We start from the raw sequence: 13,043 nt of genomic DNA, 5'->3' as shown, positions 1-13,043 counted from the left end.
CGGAATTTACGGGATATCTATATTAGCAATTATCATAGGCAGGCAAAGAAGGACCTATTCGGATTGAAGATTTTGAATCGATTGGCGACAGATGTTGGCTTGATGTTGCGCAGACCGCCGCGGCAGCAATATGCGGCGCTGTGCTATCGGTTCTCCAAGAAAAATCCGGGGCCTGAAGTGCTGCTGCTGACAAGCAGGGATACGGGACGATGGGTCATTCCCAAAGGCTGGCCCATGGCGCATAAAAAGGCCCATGCGGTAGCCGAGCAGGAAGCCTATGAGGAAGCAGGCGTCAAGGGCACGGTGGAGAAGGCCCCCTTCGGTTACTACGAATACGAGAAAAAACTGAACAGCGGCATCAATGTGCCATGCAGGGTTCAGGTGCATCTGCTCGAAGTTTCCGAAATGCAGGATAGCTTTCCTGAAAAGGAATCCAGGCGACTGGAATGGGTCAGCCCCCAGGAGGCGACCAGACGGGTCAACGAGCCGGAACTGAAAGCGCTGATGCTCGCTTTCGACAAACGGATGACGCATTCAAAATAGTGCGGCCGCCCCAGGTGTGGCAATTTGCAGTTTGTTTTTCGAACACGGCTTTTATCGTCTTTCCTTTTGGAAAGATGTACGAGATGTAACAGTCTTTCTGTAAATTGCCTTCAACCTGCGACACTGCCGGACGAAAGGGAATGCTGGCAAACGAGGTCTGAATGGCATTGAAGCCGCCATCAAACATGAAGCCGACGCTCGACAAGGATCTCGACAAGATTACCCGTGTCGAAGAAGCGACGCTGCATGTCACACAGCAGCTTGCGGGCCTTGGCGCCGGCTTCATGTTCGTCGTTCTGGCGGCGGTCTTCGCCGGTGCTTTTGTCGTAGGCACTTCGGGCGCCGTCATCATCATCGCCGCCGTCGCCATCGGCGCTTATATGGCAATCAATATCGGCGCCAATGACGTGACGAACAATGTCGGCCCCGCGGTCGGCGCCAAGGCGATGCCGCTTGCCGTCGCGCTCATCATCGCCGCGATCTGCGAGATTGCGGGGGCGCTGATCACCGGCGGCAATGTCGTCGAAACCATTTCCAGCGGCATCATCAACATCGAGACCATTCCCGACAGAACCGTTTTCTCCTGGGCAATGCTGTCTGCGCTTCTCGCCGCCGGCCTTCTCGTCAATATCTCGACCTGGACCAGAGCACCGATTTCAACCACCCATACGGTCGTGGGCGGAGTCGCAGGCGCGGGCATGGCCGCCTACGGAGCGAAAGCAGTGGATTGGCTGTCGCTCGGCAGCATCGCCTTCGCATGGGTCCTCGCGCCCTTCATCAGCGCCGCCATAGCCATCATCATCCTTGCGTTCATCAAGGAATTCATCATTTACCGCGAGGACAAGATTAGCGCGGCGCAGCGGTGGGTGCCGGTCCTCATCGGTTTGATGGCGGGTGTTTTTACGGCTTATCTCATCTGGGTCGGGTTGCGGCAGCTCATGCATGTGTCGCTTGGAAACGCCAGCCTGATTGGGCTGGTGACCGGGCTTGTCGTCTGGCGGCTTGGCGTGCCGATCATCCGCAAGCAGTCGGAAGGACTGGAAAACCGCAACCAGTCGCTTCGCATCCTGTTCCAGTGGCCGCTCGTTCTCGCCGCCGGCCTGATGTCCTTCGCGCATGGGGCTAATGACGTTTCGAACGCCATTGGCCCTGTCGTGGCCATCGTGCGGGCCCTGCATGACGAGGCGGTAAGCACCTCTGCACGTGCGCCGCTGTGGGTGATGCTGGTCGGCGCCTTCGGGCTCTCCTGCGGTATCCTTCTTTATGGCCCGCGCCTCATCCGCCTCGTCGGCGAGCAGATCACCAAGCTCAACCCGATGCGCGCCTTCTGCGTTTCGGTGGCAACTGCGCTCACCGTTCTCGTCGCCTCGCGTTTTGGACTGCCGGTCAGCACCACCCATACGGCGATCGGCGCGGTGTTCGGCGTCGGCTTTTTCCGTGAATGGTACACGCAATCGTCCCGCAGGCGACAGGATCTGGTCCAGGTTGGTGACGGCCGACCCCGCCGGTCTGACAAATATGCCGACAATCCTTCGGAGATACGCCGCCGATATCTTGTCCGCCGCTCCCACTTCATGACGATCATCGCCGCCTGGCTGGTCACCGTTCCCTCCAGTGCAGCGCTCGCGGCGCTGCTCTACTGGTTCATGTCCTTCCTCTTTCTCTAAAGCCGAAAAATCCCATGCGCGCCAATTTCCGGATGCAACGCCTGTATATCGAAGCCAGCCTTGCCGAAGGCGTCGCGCTGGAGGCGACCGCCGAACAGTTCAACTATCTCGCCAATGTGCTGCGGATGACCGATGGTGCGGAAATCCTGCTGTTCAACGGTCGGGACGGCGAGTGGAGAGCGAAACTTGCCTTTCCGAGCCGCAAGAAGATCGTGCTCGTCCCCCTCGAACAGACGCGGCCTCAGCCAAACCCCGCGGACCTGCATTATCTTTTCGTGCCGCTGAAAGTCGGGCGCATGGATTACCTGGTGCAGAAGGCGGTGGAGATGGGGGCCGGCCTGTTGCAGCCGGTGATGACACAGCATGTCCAAGGCAAGATTCACAACACCGAAAAATTGCGCGCCAACGCCATCGAAGCCGCCGAGCAGTGCGGCATACTGTCCCTGCCCGAGGTGGCCGAGCCGGTGAAACTGAAGGACATGCTGGACACCTGGCCCCACGACAGGCGCATCATCTATTGCGACGAAGGCGACACGGGGCAAAATCCGCTGCCGATCCTGCAGGCAGTGAAGGAACGCAAAATCGCATTGCTGGTCGGTCCGGAAGGTGGATTTTCGGAGGAAGAAAGGGAGCTTCTGCGCAGCCTCGACTTCGTCACCCCCATTCCGCTCGGGCCGCGCATTCTGAGGGCAGATACGGCTGCGGTTGCCGCACTGGCGGTCATTCAGGCCACGATCGGCGACTGGAACTAAATGCTCCGTTGCTCTTCATGCATCTTTAAAAGAAATTCATTTGCCTCCAGCTACGATACGGCCCTATCTGCCAATCATATGCCTCGCCGCAACAGAGACGTCATAACAAGGTAAGCCATGGCACGCGACACGACCGACCAGACCCCCCTTTCCTCCGTTACGGAGCTTACCGATTATCTGGCGGGCGGTAACAAAGCTGAAGCCGATTTCCGTATCGGCACCGAGCACGAAAAATTCGCCTTTTTCCGCGAGGACAACCGGCCGGTTCCTTATTTCGGCGATGCCAGCATTTCCGCACTTTTGAAGGGCATGCAGGAGAAGCTCGGCTGGGACCCGATAATGGACGGTGAAAACATCATCGGCCTCGGCGAACAACACGGCATGGGTGCCATCTCCATCGAACCGGGCGGGCAGTTCGAACTTTCGGGCGCGCCGCTTGAGAACCTGCACCAGACCTGCAAGGAATCCAACCAGCATCTGGCGACGCTGCGCGAAGTGGCAGAGCCGATGGGCATCCGTTTCCTCGGCATCGGCGGCAGCCCGCTGTGGACCTTTGACGAAACGCCACGCATGCCGAAATCGCGCTACGCGATCATGACGCGCTACATGCCGAAAGTCGGGACCAAGGGTCTCGACATGATGTACCGCACCTGCACCATTCAGGTTAATCTCGACTTTTCATCCGAAGCCGACATGCGCCAGAAGATGCGCGTTTCCATGAAGCTGCAGTCTCTGGCAACGGCGCTTTTCGCCTCGTCGCCCTTTACGGAGGGCAAGCCGAACGGTCTTCTCTCGTGGCGCGGCGATATCTGGCGCGATACTGACAATCGCCGCTCGGGCGTCTTGCCCTTCACCTTCAACGAGGATTTCGGGTTCAAGGACTATGTGGAATGGGCGCTCGACGTGCCGATGTATTTCATCGTGCGCGACGGTAGATACCATGATTGCACCCATATCACCTTCCGTCAGTTCATGAATGGTGCGCTCAAGGGCGAAATCGCCGCATGGGAACCGACCATGGGCGACTGGACGAACCATCTCTCCACCCTGTTCCCCGATGTGCGCCTGAAGCGTTTTCTGGAAATGCGCGGCGCCGACGGCGGCCCGTGGAGACGCATCTGCGCCCTGCCAGCCTTCTGGGTCGGCCTTCTCTACGATCGGCAAGCGCTGGACGCTGCCGACGCACTGACGGCGGCCTGGAGCTTCGACGAGGTTATCGCCCTTCGTGATGCGGTTCCGGCCAAGGGACTGAATGCCGAAATCGCCGGCAAGCCACTTCTCGGTATCGCGCGCGAAGTGCTCGATATTTCCCGCACCGGACTGAAAAACCGCAACCGGCTGAATGGTGAAGGTCAGGACGAGACCGTATTCCTGTCCTCGCTGGACGAGGTATTGGCGAAGAAAACGACACTCGCCGAAGACTTGCTGGCGCTTTACAATGGCCGCTGGGGCGGCTCGGTTCTTCCTGTGTTCGAGGAATATCAGTATTAAAACCAGCGGAACCGCTTCGGGTTTCGCGAGAGCGCCAATCGCAGACATAAAAAAACCCGGTGCGGCCGAGGGGGCCTGACACCGGGCAAAGGCAGGGCTATTGGCAAATCACCCTGCGGGGAAACCTTTCGGCTGGAGGGCCTCTCCGGCAGCTGGAGGCCTGCCGGATGGCGCTATTTCAAAGTGTCTTGAACCTTGTTACGGCCCGTCGACGTGCCGCGCGGGTCAGATGAGCGGTGGGATCTTCCAGCAGGCCCGTGTTGAGGGCGTCGCTGACGTCCGATCTTGCCAGGCCGATATCGGCGAGAAGACGATCATCCAGCTCGGTGAGGCCATTCGCCACGATACGATTGTAGATGCGCTGCACGAAGGTCTTGACGCGGAAAGCGACGCGGCGGAACGTATCGTTCGGCCGTGCTGTTGCAAGTTCCAGTTCCATTCTCCGTTCTGCCGTGCGCATGACACTTATCCTTTCGTAACGGCACGATGCGGCACCGCCCCCGGCGCACCACGCGCGAGAAGCTGCCTCGGGTTGGGGGCCTGACGTTTCGCCGGCCCGGGGTTGAGATTGATTTGCTTGGTGTCAAAATGTCGCAAGACTATTGATCAGTCCAACGAATGTTTCTAATGTAAGACATCAATCATTCTGATGGATGACCATCCATGTCCGCACCTCTCGACATAGACCAGCTGCACACCTTCATCGCCATCGTCGACACGGGCAGCTTCACCAAGGCCGCAGACCGCGTTTTCAAGACACAGTCCGCCGTCTCGATGCAGATGCGACGGCTGGAAGAACGCATCGGCAAACAGCTCTTCGCCAAGGACGGGCGGGGCAACCGCCTGACGGCGGAAGGCGAAAAGCTGATGAACTATGCCCGCCGTATCATCCGCCTCAATAACGAGGCGATCGCCGCCTTCGATGACAACCGGCTGGAGGGCACGCTGCGCATCGGCACGCCCGATGACTATGCCGACCGTTACATGCCCGAGATCATCGGGCGTTTCGCGAAGACTCATCCGAATGTCGAGCTTTACATCGTCTGCGAGCCGTCGGTTAGCCTTGCGGAAAAAATGGCGCGCGGCGAACTGGATATCGCTCTCGTCACCCACAATCCGCGGGCCCGCTCGTCGGATGTGGTGCGTACCGAACCGCTGTGCTGGGTCGCTTCCGCCAACCATCCGCTGAAGGACGATGCCCCGGTGCCCCTCGCCGTCGGACGACGTGACTGCCACTGGCGCCAGCTCGCCTGTTCGGCGCTCGATGCCGATGGGCGCGATTACCAGGTGCTGTTCACCAGCTGGTCTTCAACCGTCGTTGCCGCCGCCGTGCTGGCGGGCATGGCTGTTTCGGTGCTGCCGGAATCGGCGCTGCGCACCGGCATGAAGGTTCTGACCGCCGCAGACGGCTTCCCGCCGCTGCCGCCGGTGCAGATCGGCCTGATGAAACGACCGGGCCTTTCCCCATCGCTGGTGAATGCCATCACCGACCATATCACCGCCTGCCTCGACAATATCTCACCGATGAGCGTGGTCGACGAGATGGACAGCGATGTGAAGACCTATCCGAAGATGCCGCGCCTGCGCGCCGGGCATATGCTGCCGGGCTGGTAATCCGGCGGCGGATCGCCGAGCGCGCCCCGCGCTGACAAGCCGGTCCGACGGCGCCTATCGCGCGCGCAGCGTTGCTACCGCCAGCAGCGTATCGCCGCTGATTCCCGCAGAGCCGCTGCCATTGAACAGCATCATGATGGGATCTGTGGTGTTCTGCGCGTTGTCATACATGACGGTAAAACGCGCGACGAGCTTCTTTACCTTTTCCGGGTCCTGAAAATCCTTGATGTCGAAGTATTTCTTCATCATCGCCACCTGCGTATCGACCGGGGCATTGCCGAGTTCGTCAGGAATGCCGAAGGTGGTGTTGATGAAACTCTGGATCGCGGTATCGGCAAGGATGGAATAATAGGACGTCGTGCCTGCCGCGATGCGCTTGAAATAAAGCGCCAGACGGACGCCGGCATTCTCTTCGCCCGCCTGCGTCTCCAGGGTCTGGGTCAGATAATTGTCCAGTGTCTCGTAGAGACCGCGCCGTGTCTGGATCAGGCTGCGGTCTTCGCGAAGGATATTGCCGTCAGAATCGAAGTTGAAGGCGGTGACGAGACGGCGGAAGACCGGATCCATTTCCTTGTTGAGATAGCTTTCGCCATCATCCAGTTTCGACGAGAACATCTTCTGCAGCTGTTCCTTCGTCACAGTTTTGGGATCGATGCCAAGCGATTCCATCGCGAATTCCGTAAGACGATCATTGCTCAGAAAATCCTTGAGCGTCTTGATCTTCTGCATCTCGCCCGTGAAATATTCCGCCTCCTTCTTGGCGGTTTCCTTGTCTTTCTCAGTGCCGAAAGCTGACTTCTTCTTGATGTAGTCAGCCGACATGGTCTGCATCTCGATTTCCGACTGTGCCAGCACCGGGGAGCCCAGACTTCCGTCCGGTGCGAAGTTGAAAAGCTCCGCCAGTTTGACATAGCGCTCGTCTTTCAGCGTATAGACGTAGCTCTTTTTGTCCTGAAGGTCGCTGGTGAGGACCTTGCGGATATCCGCCGCATTCACCTTGGCCGGATCGAGGCCGACGGCCTTCAGCGCATAATTATAGACTGCGCTGCTGTCGAGGAAATCCTTGACGGAGGTGACGCTTCTAATGTCACTCTTGAATAAGGTCAGCGCCTTCTCGTCGGCGGCGTCATCCTTTTCGCCGTAATGGGTCGTGTAGCCGCTTGTCGTGGTCGCGGTCTGCAGCGTCGTCTGCGGCGTCGTGCCGTCGGCAAGTGTTCCGTCCGTCTTGAAATTGAACGCGTTCCTCATGGCGAGGTAGCGCTTGTCGTTCTTGCCGAAAGTCGCGATGTAATTGTTCGGGTCGTTCAGGTCGCTGGTCAGGATGTTCTCGATCGTCGCCGTCACGATCGTCAGGTCGTTAAGGTCAAAGGCAACCTTGATATAGTTGAGGAGACGCGTATCCGAGAGCAGTTCGTCCACGGTCTTGATCGAACCGATCTTCGATTCGAAATAGTCCCGGTTCAGCGTGGCGACCGTCGGCGTCACGCGCGGTGCGCTGCTGATGTAGGCATCCGTCATCACCTTGATATTGTCAGCTTTCTGCGCCCCGCCGGCGGCAACGGTGCCATCGTTTTTGAATTCGAAGGCGGCGGCGAGCTGTGCCATCTTGTTATATTGGGTAACGGCATTTGAAAGCGTCGTCTGTTCTGCGGTGATCGCGGCAAGCTTCGCTTCCCACTCGCTCTTGGGTGGCAGCACGGCTTCGAGCTGCGTCAGCTGGTCCTGCCTGGTAACTTTTTCCGCCTCGAGCGCCGTGCGCTGCTCGTCTGTCAGTTCCGTTCCCGCGAGTGAAGTGTCGATTGCGGCGATGCGCGCCGTGACCTCCGCGTGCAGTTCGATATTACCTTTCATGGTCAGCTTTTCGACCGCATCATTATAGGCAGCGCCAAATTTCTGATTGAGGTAGCTGTCGGGATCGGCGATGTCGCTCGTCATCAATCCCCGGATATGGGAATAGGTATAGGTCTTCTCATCGATGCTGAAGACCTGAAATATATAGGCGCGGGCCCTGTCGTTCTGGAGCAGCTGATCAACGTTGGTGACCGTGCCGATGATCGCCTTGTAATAGCGGGTCTCTTCGGCAAGGCTGTCATCCATGTCGGTGATCGACGTCCCGTAGAGCCCGATCATCTTGTCGAGCTGTGCCTCCGTCTGAACCGTCTTTGTCGAGGCCGTGAAATTGAAGGCAGCGGCAAATTCCCGATACCGCTCGTCCGTCAGCTTGTTGGCGAAGCTGTTCTGGTCGTTCAGGTCGCTCTCCAGCACCTTTTTCATGAAAGCCTTGGCATAGGTCATCTCGCCGAGGCCGAAGGCATCCATGGCATAGGAATAGAGCTGATAGTTATCGAGGAATTCATCGACGCTTTTCACATTGCCGATGTTTTCCTTGTAATATTTCGTCTGACGCTCGGTGATTGCCTGCTGCGACACGCGTGAAATGCTTGTCTTCATATCGCGGTTGATGAGGTCGTAGCTGAGATAAGTCGATACCATCCGAATGCCCCCTGGAGCCTCGCTCGTCCCCGTGGAACGTCGAAACTCCGCTTGAATCCGCCCCGCCATGCCTCCATCCGGAAGCGCGGCAGGGCCCGACGCGACTATGCAGGACGCGCCTTGCCCGGAGCTTGAAAGAGCACAATTTCGACCGGGATAAAAACCGCATTGTCCCGATCTCCTTTACCCAAGCGAAACCATGCCACAGTGTGTTTTGCTAACCATTTGGGAATGCAAAGTTTTCTTAACCGCGATTTTTAAGCAGTCTCGAACAGGCGGCGGATATTCTCCTGACATCAGAGGACGAAAAGTCCCGATGAGAAGACCGGAAACCGGCTCTCAGGTAAAACAAGGGTAGAATAAACATGACCAAGACCGTTCTGAAGCCCGACTGGGCCGTCGCCACTCTCAGGTTAGACCCGGCACGTTTTCCGCAACAGGTCACCTATGGAAAAGGCAATGGCGCGACCGATGTCGCCGTCACCCTCGATGAACGGGGCGCCGTTCTGAGAAAGGTTCTGTCCTCTTCCGGCCTGCCTCTGTCCTTCGCCCTGCCTGCCCGCGCCTTCAAGGGTGTTGCCGCCCGCGCCATCGACCATGGTGACGGGCAGGTGACGGTGACTCTCGAGCTGCATCACGACGATCCGGACCTTTGCGTTCCGCTTCTCGTCGCCCACGATCTGTGCGATATCGCCGCCGACTGGCGCAGCTGGTCCGAGGCCTACCGCATTCCCATGCTGATGGTGGAAGCCGATGGCGTCGCCCGTCCGCTGGAAGAACATCTCGGCAAGGTGCGCACCCAGAATACCCGTCCGCGCCGCCGCCATTCCTATTTCGCGGAGCGCCGCCCGCGCTTCCTCGTTCGCCGTTCCACCGGTTCGCTCGGCATGAGCATGAAGATCGAGGGCAAGGAAATCATCGCCCGCAACTGATCTTCTTCATAACACAAAAAGCCCGGCGCGGATGACGCGACCGGGCTTTTTCTTATTCGCTATTCCCGCAGCTTACACCAGCAGCAGCGGCAGAATGAGCCCTGCGAAAATCAGCACGCCGACGCGGTTGTTGGATTTGAACAGCACGAGGCACTGGTCAACGTCATCGATATCAAGCACCCATACCTGCCGGAACAGCATGAGAGCCGCGGCGGCAAGTCCGCTATAGGCAATGACGTTAACACCCGCCGTCCAGAACGACAGGAACATCATGGCAAGGGCTGTGCCATAAAGGAAAACCAGCCAGCGATGTGTGTTTTCTCCAAACAGGAGGGCGGTAGAACCGATGCCCACCGCCGTGTCATCTTCCTTGTCCTGGTGGGCGTAGATTGTATCATAACCGATCGTCCAGGCGATGGAGCCGACATAAAGCAGGACAGCCGGCCAGGCAATCGATCCGAACTGCCCCGCCCAGCCCATCAGCGCGCCCCAGGAAAAGGCAAGACCGAGGAAAAATTGCGGCCAGTTGGTGAAGCGCTTGGCGAAGGGATAGATCGCCACGAAGAACAGCGAGAACATACCGGTCGCGATTGCGAAACTGTTGAACTGCAGGAGGACGACCAGCCCGGCAAGCGCCTGCAGGACGATGAAGACCTTGGCCTGTCCGCGGCTCACCCGGCCCGACGGCAGCGGTCGCGAGCGGGTGCGCGCCACTGCCATGTCGATCTTGTGGTCGGCCAGATCATTATAGGTGCAGCCCGCGCCGCGCATCGCCACCGAGCCGATGAAGAACAGCACTAGATGCCAGAGCAGCGTGCCCCAGGAAAAGCCGCCGGTCGCCACCGCCGCGTTGGCCGCGAGGGCTGCGGACCAGAAGCATGGCCACATCAGCAATTGCCAGCCGATGGGTCGATCCCACCGGGCCAGCTGCGCATAGGGCCAGAGGGGCCTCGGCAAAATCCGATAGACCCAGTTATTGGATGGCGCGTCGGAGACGCGGTCTGACAAATCGCTGTGGTGAACCATGGGATGGTTCTACAGCATCAGCCGCAAAATCGGAATGGATTTCAGCAGCCGACCGTACACGCAGAAAAGTCCCGCAGCGGTTCGCGGCGGGGCTTTTCAGGAGCATATCTCCACTCGTGTCAGGGCAGGGAGAAATTGAATTTGTAGCTCGCCTGAACCCCGATGATGAACTGGTTCTTCGAACCGCGCTCGCGCACGAGCGAACTGTCCGCGGCATCGCCGGTCAGGCGGCGATATTCCGCAAAGGAGCCGACTTCGGCATTTTCGGTGACTTTCCAGGTGATGGCGGCGCCGATACCGGCCGAATGCAGGCCGCCACCCGGGCTATAGGGCGATGGCGCGCCGGCGGCCGTCTGTGCCGCACTCACACCGTAATAACGTTCATTGTATTTGCTGCTCACCCACGTGGCGCGCGGGCCGGCCGAAATCTGGATGCCGGGGGCGATATCGGTGAAGGCATCGACAGCGACATCTCCGACCACGCCGCTGTGGCTGCGGATGCCCTGACGAACTTCGCCGCGAACGCGCAGCCAGTCGGTCGGATAAGCCTCGGCAAAACCACCAAGCTCGCCGCCGCGCTTGATACGCGTCATGCCCTTCAGATCGGCAGAATCACCCTCATCACGTGGAGAAATCAGGCGGCCGGCGAGACCCATGCTGATCGGACCGTTATCCAGAAGCGAGATGGAGGCGCTGTCGTTCCGGGAGGTGAAACGGGCGCCCTGCCCCTGACGGCCGAGGGAAATGATGGGCGAAAAGCCGAATTCATTCTTGTTATCGCCCTGATATTTCGGCGCAGTGAAACCCGCGCCGCCGAGTTTCAGATACCAGTCGCCGGAAAACCAGCCATCCGCATGGGCATTGCCCACGACAAAAAGCGACACGACACAGGCGGCAACGGCCGCTGATGGCTTGAACATGAAAGAACCCCAGAAACGCAATACAGACAGGTGTCCGTAGAATTAGAGGGATTGTCTTTCCATTCGATTAACCAGTGCGTTAAGAAGCAGACGCCACTGCGAGCCTTACGACACGGCGCCGAACCTCTCGCTCGTCATGCTCGGGCCTGTCCCGAGCATCTGCGACCAAAGGACTTTACGCATCGTGGATAGATCCTCGGAACAAGCCCGAGGATGACACCGAGATTGCGGAGACGCTTGCCAACACTCTCAGCAATTCGGTCACTCGTCACCCACACCGTCGTCAGAACGTGACCTTCTCCAGTGGCGCCCGGGTCTTCTCAAACTCCAGCAGCTTTGCCTCGTTCTGCGCAATGTAGTCGCGATTATGCGGCACGGCATCCCGGTCCTTGGCGATCTGGATCTGGAAGATGTGGAAGTTCTCGTGGGTGAAGGCCATTTCCGACCCCGCCAGATAAAACTCCCACATGCGGAAGAAGCGCTCGTCATAAAGTGCTATCGCTTCCGCCTTGCGCGCCACGAAACGCTCGCGCCAGTGTCGCAGCGTGTGGGCATAGTGCATGGGCAGAATTTCGATATCCTTTACCAGCAGCCGCGACTTCTCGAGGGCCGGCAACACTTCCGCGAGCGATGGGATATAGCCGCCGGGGAAAATATATTTTTCGATGAAGGGGTTGGTCGCCAGTGCCGGATAGGGCTGACCGATGGAATGCAGCACCATCACGCCCTTGTCATCAAGCACCTCCGCCACCTTCTCGAAATAGTCGCGATAATGGGTCGGCCCGACATGTTCGAACATGCCGACGGAGACGATGCGGTCGTATTTTTTAGAGGCAGGCAGATAACGATAATCCTGCAACTCGAAGCGGACATTGCCCGCAAGACCGCGTTTTGCGGCTCGGTCACGGGAAACGCGCAGCTGTTCCTCGCTAAGCGTGATGCCGGTGACATCGGCTCCGGCGCTCTCGGCGATATACATGGCCATGCCGCCCCAGCCGGAGCCGATTTCCAGAACACTCTGGCCCGGCTCGGTCATCAGCTTGGCGGCGATGTGCCGCTTTTTCGCGACCTGCGCCTCATAGAGGCTGATGCCGGGCGGATTGAAATAGGCGCAGGAATATTGCCAGTCCTCATCGAGAAAGAGGTCAAACAACTTTGCGCTCAGATCATAATGGTGGGCGACGTTGCTCTTGTTGTGATTGACCGGCAGATGCATCTTGATGCGGGCGGCGATGATGCGAGCCATGCCACGCCAGATCATGCCGAAGGACAGGGCTTCGCTCAGCGTATTGCTTTTGACCAGCGCCAGAAAATCATAAATGTCGCCTTCCGCGACCTTCACGCGGCCTTCCATGTACATTTCAGCAAGCTTGAGCGCCGGATCGGCGGCAATCTCCTGCATGGCGGCTTCGTCGGTGAAGTCGAGAACCACCTTTTTTCCGGCACCATTGCCGAATGTGCGGCTGCCGCCGGGGCTGTTGACGGTCAGATCACCGTTCTTGATTATCTTTTCGAGAAGAACATGCAGAGACGACGCCATGGCACCCCCAATTGCTAAGTCTCACTTATCAATTTTGCTGACCGTATTCCTTTCGGCATAAGTTG

The 13,043-nt window shown here is 58.6% G+C and carries 11 protein-coding genes; 6 read left to right on the top strand and 5 right to left on the bottom strand.

Annotated elements, in window-relative coordinates:
* Positions 1–102: 102 nt before the first annotated feature.
* The 4 genes from AGR2A_RS04570 to AGR2A_RS04550 all read left to right on the top strand — a co-directional run bounded on the left by AGR2A_RS04570 (position 103) and on the right by AGR2A_RS04550 (position 4,453).
* On the top strand, positions 103–543 hold the full coding sequence (locus AGR2A_RS04570; RefSeq protein WP_034495984.1) for an NUDIX hydrolase: 441 nt from the start codon (positions 103–105) through the stop codon (positions 541–543).
* A 161-nt stretch (positions 544–704) separates the two neighbouring features.
* On the top strand, positions 705–2,210 hold the full coding sequence (locus tag AGR2A_RS04560; RefSeq protein ID WP_072494008.1) for an inorganic phosphate transporter: 1,506 nt from the start codon (positions 705–707) through the stop codon (positions 2,208–2,210).
* 14 nt (positions 2,211–2,224) lie between these two features.
* On the top strand, positions 2,225–2,962 hold the full coding sequence (locus AGR2A_RS04555; RefSeq protein WP_072494007.1) for a 16S rRNA (uracil(1498)-N(3))-methyltransferase: 738 nt from the start codon (positions 2,225–2,227) through the stop codon (positions 2,960–2,962).
* A 117-nt stretch (positions 2,963–3,079) separates the two neighbouring features.
* Positions 3,080–4,453: a glutamate--cysteine ligase gene (locus tag AGR2A_RS04550; RefSeq protein WP_072494006.1), complete on the top strand. Its 1,374-nt coding sequence runs from the start codon at positions 3,080–3,082 to the stop codon at positions 4,451–4,453.
* A gap of 178 nt (positions 4,454–4,631) precedes the next feature.
* Here AGR2A_RS04550 and AGR2A_RS04545 read toward each other — a convergent pair whose 3' ends face one another.
* A complete protein-coding gene (locus AGR2A_RS04545; protein ID WP_004440146.1) occupies positions 4,632–4,913 on the bottom strand; it encodes a DUF1127 domain-containing protein in 282 nt (93 codons plus the stop codon).
* Positions 4,914–5,116: 203 nt separating this feature from the next.
* Between AGR2A_RS04545 and AGR2A_RS04540 the strand changes: the two genes are divergently transcribed.
* Positions 5,117–6,067 (top strand): LysR substrate-binding domain-containing protein, encoded by a 951-nt coding sequence (locus AGR2A_RS04540; RefSeq protein ID WP_004440144.1) that lies wholly within the window; start codon positions 5,117–5,119, stop codon positions 6,065–6,067.
* Between the two features lie 54 nt (positions 6,068–6,121).
* Here AGR2A_RS04540 and AGR2A_RS04535 read toward each other — a convergent pair whose 3' ends face one another.
* Positions 6,122–8,560, bottom strand: a complete 2,439-nt coding sequence (locus AGR2A_RS04535) for a DUF1217 domain-containing protein (protein WP_072494005.1) — start codon at positions 8,558–8,560, stop codon at positions 6,122–6,124.
* 365 nt (positions 8,561–8,925) lie between these two features.
* Between AGR2A_RS04535 and AGR2A_RS04530 the strand changes: the two genes are divergently transcribed.
* Entirely contained in the window at positions 8,926–9,492 is a 567-nt protein-coding gene (locus AGR2A_RS04530; RefSeq protein WP_004440141.1) for a DUF6101 family protein, read from the top strand.
* A 72-nt stretch (positions 9,493–9,564) separates the two neighbouring features.
* On the opposite strand, the gene ubiA is transcribed toward AGR2A_RS04530, so the two are convergent.
* The 3 genes from ubiA to AGR2A_RS04515 all read right to left on the bottom strand — a co-directional run bounded on the left by ubiA (position 9,565) and on the right by AGR2A_RS04515 (position 12,978).
* Complete coding sequence (gene ubiA / locus AGR2A_RS04525; RefSeq protein WP_072494004.1) at positions 9,565–10,518, bottom strand: 4-hydroxybenzoate octaprenyltransferase; 954 nt, start codon at positions 10,516–10,518, stop codon at positions 9,565–9,567.
* A gap of 119 nt (positions 10,519–10,637) precedes the next feature.
* Entirely contained in the window at positions 10,638–11,438 is an 801-nt protein-coding gene (locus tag AGR2A_RS04520) for a MipA/OmpV family protein (protein ID WP_034496302.1), read from the bottom strand.
* A 283-nt stretch (positions 11,439–11,721) separates the two neighbouring features.
* Complete coding sequence (locus tag AGR2A_RS04515) at positions 11,722–12,978, bottom strand: SAM-dependent methyltransferase (protein WP_045532680.1); 1,257 nt, start codon at positions 12,976–12,978, stop codon at positions 11,722–11,724.
* Between the last annotated feature and the right edge of the window lie 65 nt (positions 12,979–13,043).

Source organism: Agrobacterium genomosp. 2 str. CFBP 5494 (assembly GCF_900013495.1).
Lineage (GTDB): Bacteria > Pseudomonadota > Alphaproteobacteria > Rhizobiales > Rhizobiaceae > Agrobacterium > Agrobacterium pusense.
Note: the sequence above shows the minus strand (reverse complement) of the source record. Positions and strands in the feature narration are given on the sequence as shown.